This window comes from Yoonia vestfoldensis DSM 16212 (genome assembly GCF_000382265.1).
Classification (GTDB): Bacteria; Pseudomonadota; Alphaproteobacteria; order Rhodobacterales; family Rhodobacteraceae; genus Yoonia; species Yoonia vestfoldensis.
In genome coordinates this window covers 66,726-85,412 of sequence record NZ_KB907986.1, presented here as the reverse complement: position 1 = coordinate 85,412, position 18,687 = coordinate 66,726, and the positions used below count along the sequence as shown (strand labels likewise).

The 18,687-nt window shown below is 61.5% G+C and carries 16 protein-coding genes, 1 other RNA gene and 1 pseudogene; 14 read left to right on the top strand and 4 right to left on the bottom strand.

Annotation, left to right across the window (positions count from 1 at the left end; translation table 11 throughout):
• Positions 1 to 5: 5 nt before the first annotated feature.
• From H147_RS21050 to H147_RS0114265, 8 genes and pseudogenes are all read left to right on the top strand, one after another.
• Positions 6 to 236, top strand: a complete 231-nt coding sequence (locus H147_RS21050; RefSeq protein WP_162561683.1) for a hypothetical protein — start codon at positions 6 to 8, stop codon at positions 234 to 236.
• Positions 237 to 470: 234 nt separating this feature from the next.
• Complete coding sequence (locus H147_RS0114295) at positions 471 to 2,261, top strand: hypothetical protein (protein WP_019956068.1); 1,791 nt, start codon at positions 471 to 473, stop codon at positions 2,259 to 2,261.
• Positions 2,262 to 2,349: 88 nt separating this feature from the next.
• Positions 2,350 to 3,282 (top strand): annotated as a pseudogene (locus H147_RS19820) (IS5 family transposase).
• Entirely contained in the window at positions 3,279 to 4,370 is a 1,092-nt protein-coding gene (locus H147_RS19815; protein ID WP_081625868.1) for a TRAP transporter large permease subunit, read from the top strand. The pseudogene H147_RS19820 and the gene H147_RS19815 overlap by 4 nt, the downstream one beginning before the upstream one ends.
• A gap of 7 nt (positions 4,371 to 4,377) precedes the next feature.
• Positions 4,378 to 5,310: a hydrogen peroxide-inducible genes activator gene (locus H147_RS0114280; protein ID WP_019956064.1), complete on the top strand. Its 933-nt coding sequence runs from the start codon at positions 4,378 to 4,380 to the stop codon at positions 5,308 to 5,310.
• Between the two features lie 301 nt (positions 5,311 to 5,611).
• Entirely contained in the window at positions 5,612 to 6,988 is a 1,377-nt protein-coding gene (locus tag H147_RS0114275; RefSeq protein ID WP_019956063.1) for an NAD-dependent succinate-semialdehyde dehydrogenase, read from the top strand.
• Between the two features lie 54 nt (positions 6,989 to 7,042).
• On the top strand, positions 7,043 to 7,645 hold the full coding sequence (locus H147_RS0114270) for an SDR family oxidoreductase (RefSeq protein WP_019956062.1): 603 nt from the start codon (positions 7,043 to 7,045) through the stop codon (positions 7,643 to 7,645).
• Positions 7,646 to 7,840: 195 nt separating this feature from the next.
• The gene (locus tag H147_RS0114265; RefSeq protein WP_019956061.1) at positions 7,841 to 8,527 is read left to right on the top strand and encodes a type 1 glutamine amidotransferase domain-containing protein; all 687 of its coding nucleotides are present in this window, start codon (positions 7,841 to 7,843) and stop codon (positions 8,525 to 8,527) included.
• A 136-nt stretch (positions 8,528 to 8,663) separates the two neighbouring features.
• On the opposite strand, the gene H147_RS0114260 is transcribed toward H147_RS0114265, so the two are convergent.
• The gene (locus H147_RS0114260) at positions 8,664 to 9,560 is read right to left on the bottom strand and encodes a UTP--glucose-1-phosphate uridylyltransferase (RefSeq protein WP_110570989.1); all 897 of its coding nucleotides are present in this window, start codon (positions 9,558 to 9,560) and stop codon (positions 8,664 to 8,666) included.
• A 499-nt stretch (positions 9,561 to 10,059) separates the two neighbouring features.
• Here H147_RS0114260 and H147_RS0114255 point away from each other — a divergent pair, with 499 nt between their 5' ends.
• Genes H147_RS0114255 through ggpS form a run of 3 tightly spaced genes read left to right on the top strand, consistent with a single transcriptional unit; the run spans position 10,060 to position 13,464 of the window.
• A complete protein-coding gene (locus H147_RS0114255; protein WP_051108216.1) occupies positions 10,060 to 11,187 on the top strand; it encodes an NAD(P)H-dependent glycerol-3-phosphate dehydrogenase in 1,128 nt (375 codons plus the stop codon).
• Between the two features lies 1 nt (position 11,188).
• The gene (locus H147_RS0114250) at positions 11,189 to 11,974 is read left to right on the top strand and encodes an HAD-IIB family hydrolase (protein ID WP_019956058.1); all 786 of its coding nucleotides are present in this window, start codon (positions 11,189 to 11,191) and stop codon (positions 11,972 to 11,974) included.
• Positions 11,975 to 11,976: 2 nt separating this feature from the next.
• The gene (ggpS, locus tag H147_RS0114245; protein WP_019956057.1) at positions 11,977 to 13,464 is read left to right on the top strand and encodes a glucosylglycerol-phosphate synthase; all 1,488 of its coding nucleotides are present in this window, start codon (positions 11,977 to 11,979) and stop codon (positions 13,462 to 13,464) included.
• Between the two features lie 141 nt (positions 13,465 to 13,605).
• Here ggpS and ffs read toward each other — a convergent pair.
• An RNA gene (gene ffs, locus H147_RS20565) (signal recognition particle sRNA small type) lies at positions 13,606 to 13,704 on the bottom strand.
• Positions 13,705 to 13,742: 38 nt separating this feature from the next.
• The gene (locus H147_RS0114240; protein WP_043700022.1) at positions 13,743 to 15,596 is read right to left on the bottom strand and encodes a bifunctional 2',3'-cyclic-nucleotide 2'-phosphodiesterase/3'-nucleotidase; all 1,854 of its coding nucleotides are present in this window, start codon (positions 15,594 to 15,596) and stop codon (positions 13,743 to 13,745) included.
• Between the two features lie 89 nt (positions 15,597 to 15,685).
• Between H147_RS0114240 and nudC the strand changes: the two genes are divergently transcribed.
• Positions 15,686 to 16,654 carry an NAD(+) diphosphatase gene (gene nudC, locus H147_RS0114235; protein ID WP_019956055.1) on the top strand — a complete coding sequence of 323 codons (969 nt, stop codon included), beginning with the start codon at positions 15,686 to 15,688 and terminating at the stop codon, positions 16,652 to 16,654.
• Entirely contained in the window at positions 16,644 to 17,108 is a 465-nt protein-coding gene (locus H147_RS0114230; protein WP_019956054.1) for an SRPBCC family protein, read from the top strand. The genes nudC and H147_RS0114230 overlap by 11 nt, the downstream gene beginning before the upstream one ends.
• On the opposite strand, the gene H147_RS0114225 is transcribed toward H147_RS0114230, so the two are convergent.
• On the bottom strand, positions 17,105 to 17,953 hold the full coding sequence (locus H147_RS0114225; RefSeq protein ID WP_019956053.1) for a prephenate dehydratase: 849 nt from the start codon (positions 17,951 to 17,953) through the stop codon (positions 17,105 to 17,107). The two genes, H147_RS0114230 and H147_RS0114225, sit on opposite strands and share 4 nt — an antisense overlap.
• 109 nt (positions 17,954 to 18,062) lie before the next feature.
• Here H147_RS0114225 and H147_RS0114220 point away from each other — a divergent pair, with 109 nt between their 5' ends.
• On the top strand, positions 18,063 to 18,590 hold the full coding sequence (locus H147_RS0114220) for a c-type cytochrome (RefSeq protein WP_019956052.1): 528 nt from the start codon (positions 18,063 to 18,065) through the stop codon (positions 18,588 to 18,590).
• Positions 18,591 to 18,687: the final 97 nt, after the last annotated feature.

Sequence of the window (18,687 nt, the reverse complement as noted above, 5' to 3'; positions counted from 1 at the left end):
AAAAGATGGCGCGCATCATCGGACGTGGTGATGCGCTTCGTCCAAACTGCCAACGCCTGCAAAGTTGCATCCCGTTGCGTTGCGCCAAGGTGATCAAAGCCTCCGCTATCGCAACAACCGCGCGGGCCGCCGGTCATAGCAGAGCGATCACGATCATCTCGCGACCTGACCCAAAGGCCTGCCTGATGGCACGCATCCTTGCTTGGACGAGAGATGTTTCAAGCGTCTCTGTCTGATGCGGACTGGGCATCAAGATTGTTGGTTCACCCCTGTTGCATAAGTCATTCTGTGTTCAGGCTGCGGATCTGCCGTCATTCGGATGCAATCCCGATTTCTGTTCCGCATGGCGGATCAGATTTGCGGCCCTCGTGCAACAGCCATAATTCTGCGGAATCGATTGCGCGTTTAAGGTGTGTGGCTGTTTCCCTCCGTGATATGCGTTCAAAGAACCTAACGCCGGAAAGAGACCGATGAATTCGGCAAGGCTGATCCGCTATCTGCAAGAAAACGCTTTCCTGATCGCCCTGTCGTGTGCGCTGGCACTTGCTCTTGTCAACGGGGTGATATTCGCGATTGGCGGCCCCGAAAGTTTCGCGCGCCTCAACAACGACGATGTGTTGCGGCTGATGTCCGTGCGCCACCTGATTGCAGGGCAAGGCTGGTTCGACATGACCCAATACCGGATCAACCCGCCGGTGGGGCTGCCGGTGCATTGGTCGCGTTATATCGATGCCGGCATTGCGTCGATCATTTACCCGCTGTCGCTTGTGCTGCCGATGCAGACGGCCGAGCAAATCGGCGTCACCGTTTGGTCGACGCTGATGGTCATCCTTGGCTTTCTGATTGTCGGGTTTGGCACGCGCCGCGTTTTTGGGACAGCAGCGGCCTGTGTCGCGGTGGCCTGTCTGATGTTTTGGCCTGTCTTTGCGGACCTGTATATGGGGCCGGGGATGATTGACCATCACAATGTGCAGATATTGATGATGCTCACCATGGCATTCGGCCTTGTCTGGCCCGACCGTCCTAGAATATCAGGGGTCGCAATCGGCCTTGCGGCAGGTTTTTCGTTGGCCGTGGGCCTCGAGGCGTTGCTGTTTGTCTTGACCGTAGGGATGCTGGTTTACCTGTCCTCCCTGACCAGCCCGTCGCGCGCCAGGCTTGTCGCATTCTGCCTGTCAATCGGGATGTCGTCGGTGGTGTTTTGGGTTGGTCAGACGGCGCCAAGCGCGCTTTTGATGCCGCGTTGTGATCAGCTTGCTTTGCCTGTGGTTGCGCTGATCGGGGTTGCCGCTGCCGCGTGTCTATTGCCGCTTGTGTCGCGTCGTCTCCATTCTCAGCCTCTCGTCTACCTTGCCTGCACCGCGATCATATCGGTCCTCGGTCTTGGTCTGACATGGCCCTTGATTGGCCCGTGTACCGCTGGGCCATATGCAGAGCTTCCGCTTTATCTACAGCAGATGATGAAAAATGATTTTATCGAGATGGCACCGCTTTGGGAATTGATCGCGCGCAACCCTGTCGGTGCAATTGTCCTTGTTCTTCCGGTATTTGCCGCACTGATCGCTGGCGCAACCCAGCATTTCCTTGACCGCCGCAACCCGGATATTTCACGTGAAAGGACGCGGGCACTTGGTCTGCTGCTGCTCTTGTGTCTTGCCGGAGCGGGTCTTGTTTGTTTGCAGATGCGCATGGTCAACCTTCCGGCTGCCGTCGTCCCAATGATTGCGGGCTATGTCATCGCGCGCCGTCTGATCGCGTATCATGCGGGTCGTGATGTCGTGCAGGTTGTCTATGCGACGTTGATGACGGTTGTGATGATCACGCCGACCGCAATCGCGATAAACTTGCGTCCGATACTCGAACAGAACAAGGCAGCAAGCGCGTCTGAGGCAAGGACGACCTTTACCAGTTGCCGGAGCTACGCATCGTTGGTCACGCTCAACGAAGCCCCTCCTGGAAAGATTATCGTTTCGCCCCATTTCGGCGCGCAGATTATCTGGGCGACGCATCATGATACCCTGTCGGCTGCGTTTCATCGCAGCGCAGCGGCATTTGCGAACAGCTATACCCCGTTCACCCTGGAAGAAGACGACATGGAATCCTACCTTTTGGCGACCGGAGCGACCTATCTGCTCTTATGCGCCGGAGGCACATACGACAGTGCATTCGCGACCGATCTTGCACAAGGCGGGACCGCGAATTGGCTGCGGCGGGTGCCGCTTTCCAATCCCGGCCAGGTGCTTTTTGAAATTCTGCGGTAATGCCCTGTTGGGGATGGCAAAGGGCGTTGTTGCAAAAGTCTGACGACGGAGGATTCACTTTGTGAATCCATGCCGTTAGACGTGCCGCATGAGCAAGCCATCACCTGCCTGCTACCGCACGACAAATTGGTCCAGCTACAACGCGTCGCTGCGCAAGCGGGGGTCCCTGCTGATCTGGATCGATAAGGACATGACCTGGCGCGCGCCGCATGACGGGCGGCCTGGACGTCCGCCGGTCTTTTCCGATGCGGCCATACAGTTCTGTTTGTCGATCAAGATACTGTTCAAGCTGCCGCTCAGACAGACCGCGGGGATGGTGGCGAGCCTGCTGAAACTGGCGGGGCTGGACTGGCCGGTGCCCGACTTTTCTACCCTGTGCCGCAGGCAGAAGACCTTAGCCGTGCAGATTCCCTATCGCCGCGCCGACGGGCCGCTGAACCTGCTCGTCGACAGCACCGGTATCAAATGCCTCGGTGATGGCGAATGGCAGGCGCGCAAGCACGGGGTGCAGGGCCGCCGCTAGTGGCGCAAGGTCCATCTTGCCATGGACCCGGCCACATCCGACATCCGCGCCGTGGAATTCACCCCAAGCCGCGACGGCGACAGCCCCGTGCTGCCCGATCTGCTCGGGCAGATCCCGGCGGACGAGCAGATCGGCACCGTCACAGCCGACGGCGCCTATGACACGCGCCGCTGCCACAAGGCCATCGTCGACCGGCAGGGCACTGCGATCATCCCGATCCGCAGGAACGGCCGCCTGTGGAAAGACGACTGCCCGGCCGCACGCGTCAGAAACGAGACATTGCGGGTCACACGGCACTACGGTCGGGCATTCTGGAAACGCTGGACGGGATACCACGCCCGCAGCCGCATCGAAGCGAGGATGGTCTGCTTGAAATCCTTCGGCGAGCGCATCATGGCAAGAGACCCCGACCGACAAACCGCCGAAATCCACATCCGCATCGCCCTCATGAACCGCTTCAACGCCCTCGGCACCGCTGAGATCATCCGCGTGGCATGACGTCAGTGGGGAAAGGGGCAGTCACGCCTCGGGCCGGAGTTGCGCAACAACGGCGTCTGGCGCTGGTCGCGATGTTTTCGGCGTTCATCATCTGGAAGGCGATCTTCGATCCCAAAAGCTGCCCGCCCGTCATCATGACCGAGGCCGAAAAGGCCGGTCTGGGGCTGCGGATCGTTGGCGCGCTGATCCCGCCGCTGTTGCTGATCGTCTCTGTGCTGGGCTCGATCGTGACCGGTGTTGCGACGCCCACCGAAAGCGCCAGCGTCGGCGCGGTCGGCGCGCTGTTTCTGGCGGCGGTGAAACTGTTCGCCGATGCCTATTTCGGCGAAGAAGGCGACCCGCGCCGCGATATCCGGCTGTTCTGGTTCTGGATCATCGCGCTTTTGGGTCTTGCGACGACCGCCTGGGCCTTTGGTGCGGTCGGTCTGCTCAACACGATGCTGGTCCTGCTGGTTCTGGCGCTTTTGGGGATCGCGCTGCGCGGTGATCTGCGGCGCAGCTATGCGCGCACGCTGTTTCAGTCGTCGCTGTCGACCATGTCGATCACCTCGATGGTGTTCATCATCCTGCTGGGCGCGACCGCCTTTGCGCTGGTCTTTACCCAGCTCGGCGGCACCGCCATGGTGCGCGGCTTTCTGGAAGGCATGCCGGGCGGGCAGTTCGGCGCACTTCTGGTGGTGTTCGTGATCATTTTCGTGCTCGGCTTCTTTCTGGATACATTCGAGATCATCTTCATCGTCATTCCCATCACGGCACCCGTGCTGCTGGTGATGGGCGTCGAACCGATCTGGCTGGGCGTCATGATCGGGATGCTGTTGCAAACCTCGTTCCTGACCCCGCCTTTCGGTTTTTCGCTGTTTTACCTGCGTGGCGTGGCCCCACGCACGATCACGACGCCGATGATCTATCGCGGGGCGCTGCCGTTCATCGCGATCCAGCTGATCGCGCTGACGGTGCTGTGGATTTTCCCCGAACTCGCAACATGGCTGCCCGATGTGCTGTTCCGCGCGGATGCGCCCGGCGGTGAAGGCGCACCACCGCCACCCCCCGCCTTTGACGCAGGCGGCGGCGAAGACGATTTCCTCTGAGGCCGCCATGCGAGATCTGCCCAGCCTGCGCCAGCTTGAATACTTTGTGGCTCTGGTCGAGACCGGCAGCTTCAAGGCGGCGGCCGAACATTGCCGGATCAGCCAGCCGTCCTTGTCGGTGCAACTTGCGACGCTGGAAAAACGGCTGGGGCAGCGGTTGGTCGAACGCGGGCGGGCAGGGGTGATCCCGACGCTCGCCGGCCGCGAGGTTTATGACAGCGCCCGCGCCATCCTTGATGCGGCGCAAACGCTGGTCAACCGCTTTGACGCGCCCCGGTCCGGCCTGTCGGGGGTCATCCGTTTCGGCGCGTCGGGCACGCTTGGGCCTTACCTTTTGCCACATGTGATCGCGCGGCTGCATGCGCGCCACCCCGATCTGCAACTGTTCATCCGCGAAGGCCCGCCCGAGACGCTGGCGACCGGGCTGGCGCGGGGGGATTTCGACATGATCCTTGTGCAATTGCCCGTGCGTGGCGACATCACCCCGATCCGGCTGTTCCGCGAACCGCTGGAATTGGTCGTGGCGCGCGACCATCCGTTCGTCGCGCGCGGCCGCATTACGCGCGAGGATCTGCGCGGCGAAACGGTGCTGGCGCTGGGCCCTGCCTTTGCCCTGCGCCAGCAGGTCGCCGACCTATGCGAGACGCTGGGCGCACGGCTGCGGGCGGATTACGAAGGCAACAGCCTTGACGCCATCCGGCTGATGGCGGGTATGGGCATGGGGATCGCGCTTTTGCCGGCGCTCTATGTCCGGTCTGAAATCGGGCCAAACGATGCGGACGTCGCCGTCGTGCCGATCGACGGACCCCGCACCCTGCGATCGGTGGGCCTCGTGTGCCGCAGTGGCAGCATAGACGATGCCGCGCCGCGGATTGCGCGCCTGATCCAGAGCGCCGCGCGCGAGGTCTTTTCAGGGACATTGGTGCTTGAGCCGCTGTAAGCGGTGGCGCAAACCAGTGACCAGCCCGAGCCTGCAGTGCGCCAAGCCTGCCGCCACGTCACATGTGACCCGCGCAAAGTGACGCAAGCCGCGACATGTCGCGCGCGCTCTCTGGCCATGACCGGCCTGCTGGCGCATGCGTCCGGCACAGACAGGGCCGGCGTTTGAACCACGCCTTTGCGCCGCGATCGCCATTGCTGGTTCGGGGGATGTCTGCGCAAGCCGCTGCCGTGAGGCTTTCGCAGACAAGGAACGAATGGTGGACCCCTGCGTTGCCGTAGCAGACCGATAAGGAGTTCACATGTCGACTTTTACGACCATCAACCCCGCGACGGAAGAAGACGTCCAAACCTACGACATCATGACCGAACAGCAGGCGACCGACCGGATCGAGGCGTGTCACGCCGCGTTTCTGGACTGGCGCAAACGAAGCCACGCAGAACGGGCACCCTATCTGACGAAGATAGCTGAAAAGCTGCGCGCGCATGCCGATGAACTGGCCGCCCTGATGACACGCGAGACCGGCAAATTGCTCAAGGACGGACTGACAGAGGTCGAAATCTGCGCGGCGATCTGTGATTATACCGCCCAGCACGGACCCGACGCGCTGGCGGACGAAGACCGCACCTATGGTCCCGACCAGAAACGCGGCCTCGTCAGCTATCAGCCGCTGGGCGTGATCTATTCGATCCAGCCGTGGAATTTCCCGCTCTATCAGCCGATCCGCGTGCTTGCGGCAAATCTGATGGCGGGCAACGGCTGTGTTCTCAAACATGCCAGCGTCTGCACAGGGTCCGGCCTGCGGCTGCGCGCGCTCTGCATCGAAGCGGGGCTGCCCGAGGATCTGTTTCAGGTCGTCATCATCGACCACGACACCAGCGACAAGCTGATCACGCATCCCAAGGTGCGCGGTGTCACGCTGACCGGCAGCGATGGTGCGGGGCGGCACGTTGGCGCGGCGGCGGCGAAAGCGCTCAAGAAGACGGTGCTCGAACTGGGGTCGAACGACGCCTATCTGGTGCTGGAAGACGCTGACATCGAAACGGCAGTGAAATTCTCTGTCATGGGGCGGCTTTACAACAACGGCCAGACCTGTGTTTCCGCCAAACGGTTCATCGTCACGGACAAGGTCTATGACGCTTTCGTCGATGCCTATGTGGCGCAGATGCAGGCGATCGTCATGGGCGATCCGACGGATGACGACAGCCAGCTTGGCCCGCTGTCCAGCAAGGAACAGCGCGACAAGGTCAAGGACCAGGTCGAATCAAGCGTTGCCAAAGGGGCCACGATCCTGTGCGGCGGTGATGTGCCGGACCGCAAGGGGGCCTATTACCCGGCCACCGTTCTGGCCGATCTGGCACCCGGAATGCCCGCCTATGACGATGAAATCTTCGGCCCTGTGGCATCGGTGATCCGTGCCAAGGATGACGAGAATGCGATGCGTCTTGCCAATGAAAGCCGCTATGGGCTGGGTGGCGGCATATTTTCCGAGGACGAAGACCGCGCGATCAAGCTGGCTCGTGACCATTTCGACACCGGTATGATCCGCATCAATTCGTTCGGGGCGGCTGATCCGAACATGCCGTTCGGCGGCGTCAAGGATTCCGGCTACGGGCGCGAGCATGGCGGTTTCGGCATGAAGGAATTCGTCAATGTGAAGGCGATCTTCCTGCCCTGACTTCGCAGAAACGCGGGGTTTCACCCGGACTCTGACCTATAAAGGAATGAAAACATGACCATGAATATTCTTGTCGCCGGTGCCACCGGCAAAACCGGCCTGCATCTTGTTCAGGAACTGGTGGACCAAGGCCACAACCCGACAGCACTGGTGCGCGCAAGCTCTGACACGACTGCGCTGCCCGAAGGCGTGGAACACCGGCAGGGTGATCTGACCGACCTGCAGGACGGCGTCTGCGATGGAATGCAGGCCGTTATTTTTGCCGCGGGCTCCGGCGGCGCGACCGGGCCAGAGATGACCGACAAGGTCGACCGCGAAGGGGCGAAGCGCCTGATCGATCTTGCCCGTGACGCAGGTGTCGACCGGTTCGTGATGCTCAGCTCGGTCGGGGCGGACCAATCCGGCCCCACAGGCGAAATGGCGCATTATCTCAGGGCCAAACACGCGGCGGACGAACATCTCAAGGCGTCAGGACTGACATTCTCGATTCTGCGTCCGGTGGCGTTGACCGATGACGGGCGCGGCGCTGATGTGATCCTTGGCGACAAGGTGGACAAATCCGCGACCGCCGCACGCGCGGATGTCGCCCATGTCCTTGCCGAAGCCGCCACAACCGGCCGATATGATGGCATGGCGCAGGATATGCAGTCTGCATGATCTCGGGGCGGGGACGCTTAACGGTGTCCCTGCCGCATCTACCCCCAGCCACGGGTCGGCGCACGCGGATCACCGTGACAACATGAACGGGCTATGGAAAGCCACCGAATTGCTTTCACCCAACCAGAACGGGCCACGGCAAGGACCGTATGCCCGCCTGACAAACAAACAAACAAACCGAAAGGCTTCACTCTTATGAAAATTCTCATGGTGCTGACATCGCATGACAAACTGGGCGACACCGGCAAAAGCACGGGTTTCTGGCTCGAAGAATTCGCGGCCCCCTATTACGTGTTCAAGGACGCGGGCGCAGAGATCACGATCGCGTCGCCAAAGGGTGGCCAACCGCCGCTGGACCCCGCCAGCGACGCAGATGACGCCCAGACCGAGGCGACAGAGCGGTTCAAGACTGACAAGGCGGCACAAGACGATCTTGCCAAGACCGCCGTGTTGTCCACCGTCTCTGCCGATGGGTTCGATGCGATCTTCTATCCCGGCGGTCACGGTCCACTTTGGGACTTGGCCGAAGATGCCGACAGCATCAAGCTGATCGAAACGTTCGCGTCGAGCGACCGGCCCATCGGCGCAGTCTGCCATGCCCCTGCGGTGTTCAGACACCCCAAGGGCGCAGATGGCAAACCTGTGGTTTCCGGCAAAACCGTGACCGGGTTCACCAACACCGAAGAAGAAGGTGTCGGCCTCACCGATATTGTGCCTTTCCTGGTCGAGGACATGTTGAAAGCGAACGGCGGCACGTATCAGAAAGGTGCCGACTGGGGGTCTTTCGCGGTCACTGACGGCAAGCTGGTCACCGGCCAGAACCCCGCATCGTCCGAGGCGGCAGCGCATCAGATCCTCGCTCTGCTCGGCGCGGCCGAATAGCCCGGCGGCGCAGGATCATTTGCGCTGATCCAACACCGCGCCGCAAGACGGGCGACCGGGACAACCGCTCGTCCGTCACGCGGCGCGATACGATTTTGTCGCGGGTGATGTGACGCTTTGTCGGATAGAAGCCTGATCAGGCCGCGTTCGGTGTCGGGTTCTGATTCAGGAACACGCCCAGCACGTCGTCGAACGCCGGGTCATGCCGGGCAAGGTGCAGCATTGCGGACAGCATTCCCTGCTTGGTTCCGCAGTCGAAACGCTGGCCGGAAAACTGAAAACCGGCAAGGCCGGTTGTCAGGATGTCCTTGGCGATGGCATCGGTCAACTGCACCTCGCCGCCCGCGCCGGGCGTTTGACGGGCGAGTGCATCGAAGATGCAGGGGTCCAGCACATAGCGGCCGACAACGGCTGTCGTCGATGGCGTATCCTTGGGGTCCGGTTTTTCGACCATGCCATCTGCCTTGGTGAATGGTCCGGTTTGTCCAACGACCGACAGAATGCCGTATTTGGACACCTCTTGCCGTGGCACGTTTATGGTCGCCACAAGATGGCCTGCCGCGATATCCTGATAGGCGGCGATCATCTCTGACAGGCAGCCTTTCTGTCCCACGATCAGATCGTCGGGCAGTATGACAGCGACCGGGCCGGGCAGAACGGCGTCGCGCGCGCACAAGACGGCATGGCCAAGGCCAAGCGGGTCATGCTGCATCACGAATGTCACCTCGTGGTCGTCTTCGTCAATCGCAGCCTTGTGCAGATCGCGCGCCAGTTTCGCCTTGCCGCGGTCGCGCAAGGTGGCGCGAAGCTCTGCATCATCCATGACATAGCGTTCGATCGCCGATTTGGACGGGTGGCTGACGAACACCATCCGCTCGACACCGGCATCGCGCGCCTCGTCGATGGCAAACTGGATCAGGGGTGTGTCCAGCACGGGCAACAATTCCTTGGGGGTCGCTTTGGTGGCAGGCAGAAATCGTGTTCCCAGACCTGCGACCGGAAAGATAGCAGTTCTGACAGGGCCCTTTGACATTGTGATTTCTCCTTGTTGTTGATTGACGCCGCAGCGCAGCAATACCCGACTAGTGACGCATGACGCGAGAGAAGTCAAAAAACGACATCAGGCGGTATCGCGCGGGTGACGCAAAATGAACGGGTGACAAAGCGAAAATGCGCCCTGGCCGACACGGGCTACGCCCTCTGCGATTTTGAGAAATTGTATAAAAAACAGCAAAATAACATGGATCGTCAGATCACCCGACAGCGCGAACCACCCTTGCGGGGTCGGCTGCTTGTGTATTCGGGGCTGCCATTCTTTCGTTCATATTGCCTGAATTCCGGGCGATCGAAAGATGCTCCGCTGGCAAATATGTCGTTTTCAGACTATTCAGGTTGCACTGTCGCCCAGATCGCATAGGTAAGATGCATGTTCAAAAGACAAATCATTTGACCGGGGTGGGGCTGCCACCGCGGGTGCGCCCGCGCTTTTCAGCGCGATGGGCGGCAACAGAACGGACAAACAAACGATGAATATGACCACGCCACCACCCAGGATCGGGCTGCAAAGCCGCCCTTATCACCGGATCGCTGTCATCGGCGGCGGCGCTTGGGGCACGGCATTGGCCGCCATTGCTGCCTCTGCCAAGCGGGATGTGTGCCTTTACACCCGCCAGCCAGAGGTTGCGAAAGCGATCAACGAAGATCATCGCAACCCCGCCTATCTGCCGGATGTGCCGCTTCCCGCTGAACTGCGCGCGACATCCGACCTTGCCCAAGCGCTGAGGGACGTCGACGCTGTCATGCTGGTGGTGCCATCGCGGGCGCTGCGGTCGGTCGCCGCGCAGATCGCGCCGTTTATCCCCATGGGGCTGCCGATTGCCGTGTGCAGCAAGGGGATCGAGCCTGATACAGGTCTCTTGATGAGCCAACTGGTCGCGCAAGAGCTGCCCGGCACCCGCATTGGCGCAATTTCGGGGCCGACATTCGCCCGGGAAACCGCGCTTGGCCATCCGACGGCCGCGACAGTCGCCTATACGTTCAGCCATCAGGACCGTCTGGCCCCGCATGAAAGCCCCGCTGCGCGCTTTGCGCTTTCGCTGAGCACCGCGTCATTCCGTGCCTATATCTCTGACGATCTGGTCGGGGTAGAGATCGGTGGTGCGGTCAAGAACGTGATTGCGATCGCCTGCGGGATGATGACCGGCGCCGGGTTTGCAGAAAACACGCGTGCGGCGCTGATCACGCGCGGCATGGATGAAATGAAGTCCCTCGCCAGCGCTCTGGGCGGCCAACGTGAAACCGTGACCGGCCTGTCCGGTGCGGGTGATCTGATGTTGACCTGCTCCAGCACCACCTCGCGGAACATGTCGCTGGGTGTGCAGCTTGGCCAAGGCATCGCGCGGGCCGATTGCTTTGGCGGCCGCAGCGTGGTGGTCGAAGGCGACGCAAACGCGACCTCTGTCGTCGATCTGGCCCGCCGGGTCGGCGTGTCGATGCCCATTTGCGAAACCGTCCACAGCATCCTGACCGACAAGGCCGACCTGCGCGAGGCCTTTCAGGCGCTTTGGACCCGGCCGATCGAGGGCGAACCGCGGGCGCTGGATATTTCGCTGGCTAATCCGGTGCAGATCAGCGCCGCGATCAACACGGACATAAGCTGATATGAACAATACGATGACGCATCTGGCCGGGCACCGCATGGTTCTGGCGACGGATCTTGACGGCACGTTTCTGGGTGGCAGCGATGACGACCGAGATCACCTGTATGATTGGGTGCAAAAGCGCCGTGACACTGTCGGCCTGGTCTTTGTAACGGGGCGCGACCCGGAATTCATCGCAAGTCTTTGCGCGTCGGGGCGGGTGCCATGGCCGGATTACGTGGTCGGCGATGTCGGGACGACGATTGCGCATGTGGACCGGGTGCGCGGCATAACGCCTTTGCCTGCGCTAGAGTCCGATATCGCGGCGGTCTGGGGCGATCGCGGCGCAACAGTGCGCCAGCGGCTGGCCGGGCATCCGGGTTTGACGGTGCAAGACACATCTTTCCGCTACAGGGTCAGCTATGACATGGACCCGGATCTTTTTGATCCGTCGGCGGTTGACGTTGTGAAACACCTAGGGGCGGACGCATTGATTTCTGACAATCGCTTTTTCGACGTCTTGCCGCGCGGGATCAGCAAGGGGCCATCCTTGTTGCGATTGATCGACCATCTTGGTGTTGAAAGATCGCGGGTGCTGGCCGCGGGCGACACGTTGAACGATTTGTCGATGCTGGTGGCAGGCACCCCTGCTGTCGCGGTCGGTGGCGCGGAAGACGCGCTGCTGCGCGCGTTACCCGACGACGGGCGCATCCACCGCGCAACCGCCATCGGCGCCGCCGGCATCATGGAGGCGATCAGGGTGTTCGACCTGCATCCCATCGCAGAACCGAGCAGGACGGAGACCTAGAAATGGCGTCAGATTTTGTCATCGTCTATCATCGGCAACCTTATGAAGAGGTCATCGAAGACGGGAAAACCACCTTCCGTGAAAATGCGAGCCCCAACGGCATTGTCCCAACCCTCAAAAGCTTTTTCGGCAATGCCGACCATGGGGCATGGGTTGCCTGGAAACTGGCAGACGACCCCGCCAATCCGGATTTCGAACGGATCGTCGAGATTGACGACGCTTATGGCAGCTATACCGTGTCGCGCTTACCGCTGACCAAACAACAGGTCAGCAGCTTCTACCATGTTTCCTCGAAAGAAGCGTTCTGGCCGATCCTGCACAGCTTCAAGGATCGCTACAATTACGACCCCGTCGATTGGCCGACTTTCCGAGAGGTGAACTGGGCCTTCGCAGAGGCTGCCGCCCGCGAGGCGAGCAAGGGCGCGCGGGTCTGGGTCCACGACTACAATCTGTGGCTGGTCCCCGGCTATTTGCGCCAGCTGCGTCCGGACGTTGTGATTTCTTTCTTCCACCACACGCCGTTTCCTTCGGCCGATATGTTCAACGTCCTGCCGTGGCGCAAGGAAATCGTGGAAAGCCTTCTGGCCTGCGACGTGATCGGATTTCACATTCCCCGCTATGCGGCGAATTTTTTGTCGGTGGCGCGCAGTCTGCTGGACGTCAGCGTCGTGGAACGCCAACCTGTCGATCCTGACCTGATTTTCGAAGGCACAGCGCTCAGCGAACGCAGCGCACCAAAGCTGATCTCGTATCAGGACCGGACCATTTCGATCAGTTCTTCGGCTGTGGGCGTTGCGGTCGATTTCATCGAAGAACGCGCCAATGACCCCGAGGTCAAGCAAGACGCGCAAGCCATCAAGGACAGCATGGGCGATGGCAAGCTGATCGTCTCGGTCGGGCGCACGGATTACACCAAAGGTGGCATGGAGCAGCTCGAAAGCCTCGAGCGGGTACTGGAAGCAAACCCACGGCTGATCGGCAAGGTCCGGCTGATGCATGTGTCGGTCAGCGCCAACCGCAACATGACGAGCTATCAGGCCATTCAATCCGGGATCGAAGAGGCGGCAGGCAGGATCAACGGCCGTTTCGGCACGCTCGAATGGCAGCCCATCGCCTTGATTTCGCGGGCAATCCCGTTTGATGACCTGATCAAGTATTACCTCGCGGCGGATGTCGCCTGGATCACGCCGCTGGCGGATGGCATGAACCTTGTCTGCAAGGAATATGTCGCGGCGCGGACCGACAATGACGGGGTGCTGGTGTTGTCGGAATTCGCGGGTGCCGCGGTCGAGCTGAGCTCAGCCATCATCACCAACCCCTTTTCGAGCCGATCGATGGACCAGGCGATCCTTCAGGCACTGGACATGCCCGCCGAGGAACGACACGAACGTATGGGCGCGCTGCGTCGCATGGTCAAACGTTTCTCTGTAAAGGCATGGGGGGCCACACAAGAGGCAGAGTTTGAAAGCGCGGTCCTCAGACGAGGATGACAGCGCGCGACAACCGTGACCGACGTTTCGTGTCTTTTGCTCTGATCAGAGTGACTGAAAACGCATTTTCTTGGGCGGCATTGACCCGGAACAGATCAAAAATTGCCAGTCCTACGTATCGTTCGGCCATTCGGGAAGATAAGGTGAGAGGTTGGACAACGACCCAAGTGGGGCTCGTTATGGCTGCTTCCTTCCGGACCTGACCAGGTTGGCGAGGCACTCGCCCGCGCCAACCCCTCAATCGCTACCTAAGACAGGAGCGGGCCGAGCGCAAGGTCTCAGAACGTCAAAAGATAGGTGTCGAACCCGCCCATCCCCGAAGCTGCATGGCTGATCCGGTCTGTCAGATGGTGTTTGCCCTGCGGGGCAGAGCTGAAACAGGCACTCGTCCCCGCGATTGGCGCGAAACGCCAGTTATCCTGCACGGTTTCGTCGATGATTTGCCGGGCCTGCAGGCGCGCGGCCAGAATATCGCGGATCGGCTCTTGCGGCAGTGACAGCACATCATGCATCGCGAGCGGGGGAAATCCACCGCCGCCAAAGGCGCGGTAGCTGTTGGCGATGACCGCGAAACGGTCGTCGGGCCGCACCGCTTTGCCATTGTACCGCAGATCCGTGATCCGGCAGGCCCCGGCCGAGATGATCCGACCCGCCGCGTCATGTCGCGGCGGTTGGGTCAGATCGATCACATAGGTCAGTCCGCAGAACGCATCAAAGAGATAGGCGGCGAATGCAGGGTTCAGCAGCGGCTGGCGCGCTACGCCCGGTGTCATCTGGTGATAGCCCGAAACCGCCTGTTCCAGCCAGTCACGCAGCTGTGCCCCGGTCCGTTGGGCGATGACCGGCGTATCGGCGTAGGGATAGATCGCGCAGACATCGCGCAACGTGACCGGACCGGGGGGTATGGCGACATAATGCCCAGGGCCGCCCAAGCCGCCGGCGCGGAAAGGTGACACGACAGCCAAGATCGGCAGATTGTGATCCGGCAGCCGGGATGCCGCATGGTCGATCAATGCCGCTCCGAGAAGCTGGCCCGGCAGGTCCGGGCTGACGCAGGCGAAATAGCTGTGGATCGGGACCAACGTGCTGGCGACCGGCTGTCTGATCCGCCGCAAGGTGGCGTCATGGGCAGGCTGCACGGCCGCGCTGATCCGTGCGCCCACCTTGCTGTTCGCAGGTGTCTGACGGGCCGGGATGACCCGGCTTTCGTGGCCCGCGATATGCCAGCCCTCTGCATCATGCCGCAGAGAAAGCAGGATCATCCCCAGCGCATTGCCGTGAAACCCCGCCCCGACCGCGGGTTTGCCATGCAGCCGCCCGGCGACCGGGTCGATGCTTGGGGTGGGCAGGCGCGCGGGGTCGGGAAAGATGTCATGCGTGTGGCCGGTCAGGATCACGTCGATCCCCGGCACTGCCGCAAGTGGAGCAGCGGCGTTTTCCATGCCCTGCGCGTGGTCTGCGTCTCCGATGCCCGCATGGCACAGGGCGATGACGATATCAGCACCCGCGGCCTTGATCCGGGGCATGATTGCGCGGGCGGTCTCGACGATATCGCGCGCAGCGATCGTGCCTGCCAAGGTGACCTTGTCCCATTGCGTGATCTGCGGCGGCACGAAACCGACCACGCCGATCCTGACCGCATGATCGCAGCCGTTGTCGCAGCGGATGACACGGTCGAGCACGGCGAAAGGCTGGGCAATGGCCGGTTGGGCGCGCCAGTCGATATTGGCGCAAAGGACCGGAAAAGGGGCGTCTTTCATGGCGTGGCGTAGAAAGGGCAGCCCATAGTTGAATTCGTGATTTCCCAGCGCCACCGCGTCATAATGCAACGCCGAAAAGGCGGCGATCATCGGATGTATCGTATCCGGCAGGCTTGCCTGCGCTACCGTATCGGCCAGCGGATTGCCTTGCAGAAAATCGCCATTGTCGAAAAGCAGCGTCAATGCTGACGGGTCCGCCCGCAAGTCTGCGATCTGATCGGCAAGCTGGACAAGTCCCGCCGACGGGTCGGGCCGGTCAGCGAAATAATCGTAAGGCAGGATCTGCATGTGCAGGTCGGTGGTCTCCAGAATGCGCAGGCTGCCGTGGCAAGCCTCCAGCGCACATCTTGAACGTGTTGAACCTCCGACCATGGGACAACAATAGCGGGAAAATTCGGACTGGCCACAGCGCAAGGTCGGAAAAGTTTGAACTTCACCCAAGGCCGTGTCATTTCGACCGGATGATGTTGAGTGAGACAGTGACTTTTGGTGGCTCGGCGCTGGACCGGGCAGCGGAATTGCGTGGCAATGCGGCGGTGACGGCTTTGCCGGGCGCGCGCGCGATTCTGTCGTGGCGCGGCAAGCCCTTGGTGATGGAGGATGCGCTGGTGCAGGTAGCGCTGGACCATCCGGTGATGGCTGACAGTGCGTCCGACCTGATCCTGCTGGGCCGCGACGATGCGGGACCAATCTTTGCCGCTGATCTGTCGCGCTGGACGCCGCCGGATCTTGATATCACGCATCTGGACACGTTTCTTGATCCCTCCGAGCAAAAGCATCCCGCCATGCCTGCGGGCGCGAGCTTTGCTGAATTGCGCGCGATCATGACCCGGCTGACCCCGCGCGATGCAGAACTGGCCGCGACCGCCAAGGCCGTCCTGGGCTGGCACCAGACGCATGGGTTCTGCGCGCGCTGCGGCGCGCAAAGCGTCGTTGCGATGTCGGGCTGGCAGCGCAACTGCCCCGCCTGCGGCGCGCATCATTTCCCGCGCACCGACCCTGTCGTCATCATGTTGATCACGCATGGCAATGCCGTGCTGGTGGGCCGGTCACCGGGCTGGCCCGAGGGGCTGTATTCCCTGCTGGCCGGTTTCGTCGAACCCGGCGAGACGATCGAAGCCGCCGTGCGCCGTGAAGTGCTGGAAGAGGCGGGCATCCGCGTGGGCGCCGTCCGCTATCTGGCCAGCCAGCCCTGGCCGTTTCCGGCATCGCTGATGTTCGGCTGTGCAGGCGATGCGCTGGGCACCGATCTGGCCATCGACCGGACCGAAATCGAGGATGCGCTTTGGGTCAGCCGCGAGGATATGGCGCTGTCCTTCGCCGACTTGCATCCGACGGTCAAGCCCGCCCGCAAAGGCGCCATCGCGCATTTCCTGATCGAGAACTGGCTGGCTGACCGCCACTACGAGGAACAGCCGGATGCGCATTAGCACCCACACCGATATCGACGCCCCGATCGACCACGTGTTCGCCGGTGTCAGCGATTTCGCGACCTTCGAACGGCGCGCCTTGCGAGAGGGCGTCAGTGTCCTGCGCCAGGATGCCGGGCAGGTTCAGGTGGGCTCTGCGTGGGATATCACCGTGGCTGTGCGCGGGAGGGACCGCCGCTTTGCCGCTGCGCTGACAGCGATGACCGCACCGGACAGCTATGTGGTCACCACCCAGTCGGACGGGCTGATTGTGATCACCCATGTCGATCTGGTCGCGCTGTCGCGCAGTCATACGCGGGTGACGGTGGCGGTCGACCTTGTGGCCCGCACGATGACAGCACGGTTGCTGGTCCAATCACTGAAGCTCGCCAAGGCGCGGCTGACCGCGCGGATCAGCGCCCGTGTGCAGGATTACGCACACCGCATCGCTGAGGATTACCGCAAAAGCCGCTAGTCGTTTGCCGTTTCGTGTCGCCGTGCAGCGGCGGGATAGGTGCCCATCACCAGCAGATGATCGGTGAAATAGCGCAATTCTTCCAGCGCAAGCTGCACGTTGCGGTCTTCGGGGTGGCCTTCGATCTCGGCATAGAATTGGGTGGCGGTGAACTGGCCGCCGACCATGTAGCTTTCCAGCTTGGTCATGTTGACGCCATTGGTCGCGAAACCGCCCATCGCCTTGTACAGCGCGGCCGGAATGTTGCGTACACGGAACACGAAACTGGTCACCATGCCATAGTCGCCGCGCCGCGAATGATCGGGATCGCGCGCCATGATCAGGAACCGCGTGGTGTTGCGGTCGTGGTCCTCGATATGCCGGGCAAGCACCTGCAAGCCATAGATTTTCGCCGCAAGTTCGGACGCGAGTGCGGCGGTGGTCACATCCGACCCCTGCGCCACTTCGCGCGCGGCGCGGGCGTTATCGGTGCTGGTGCGGCCCATGATCCCGTTCTGGCGCAGAAAGCCCGCGCATTGCGGCAGGATCACCGGATGACCCACCGCGATCTTGATATCGGAAAGCTTTGCCTCGGTCCTTGCCAGCAGGTTGATATGCACCCGCACGAAGGTTTCATCGACGATATGCAGCCCGCTTTCGGGCAACAGCGAATGCACATCCGCCACGCGGCCATAGGTCGAGTTTTCGACAGCGATCATCCCCAGATCGGCATCGCCGTTCCGTACGGCCTCGATCGCATCCTCGAACGTGGCGCAGGGCAGGGGGCCGTGATCGGGGCGGGCGGTGGCGCAGGCTTCGTGGCCGTAGGCACCCAGTTCCCCCTGGAAAGCGATTTTGCGCGACATGACTGTGTTCTCCTGACGGCAACGACGAAAAATGGGCATTTCGTCGCGCCACTATACCTTGCAACCGCGGGGGGGAAGCGGATAGGTGTGCGCCAACTTTGAACTCTGGATGGACCGCGACATGTTCGACACAATGACAATCACCAAAGCCATGGGCGCGCTTTGCGCGACTTTCCTTGTTTATCTGCTCGGGGCATGGCTTGCGTCCTCGATCTATTTTGGTGGTGGGCACGGTCATTCCGAACAGGCCTATATCATCGAAGTCGAAGGCGCGGATGTCGCCGAGGATGACGTCGTCGAAGAAGTCGACTTTGCCGTGGTGATGGCATCCGCCAGTGCCGCGGATGGTGAAACGCTGTGGCGCAACTGCCGCGCCTGCCACGTGCTGGAACCCGGCGTACACGGCACGGGGCCTGCGTTGTACGGTGTCGTGGGACGTCCGGTGCAGTTCTATGACGACTTTGCCTATTCCGGGGCATTGATCGAGGCGGCGGATGTCTGGACTCCCGAGGCGCTGAACGGCTTTCTGGAAAACCCCCGCGGCTACGCCCCCGGCACATCTATGGGGTATAATGGCATGCGCTCGATCACCGACCGCGCCAACCTGATCGCCTATCTCGACTCTATCGACGGCTGATCGGACCGAAGACTGCAACAATTGGCCGCCTTGTCCCAAGGCGGCCTTTTTATTGGCGATTGCACATGAACACCGCGTGATCACGCATTCTCAACTT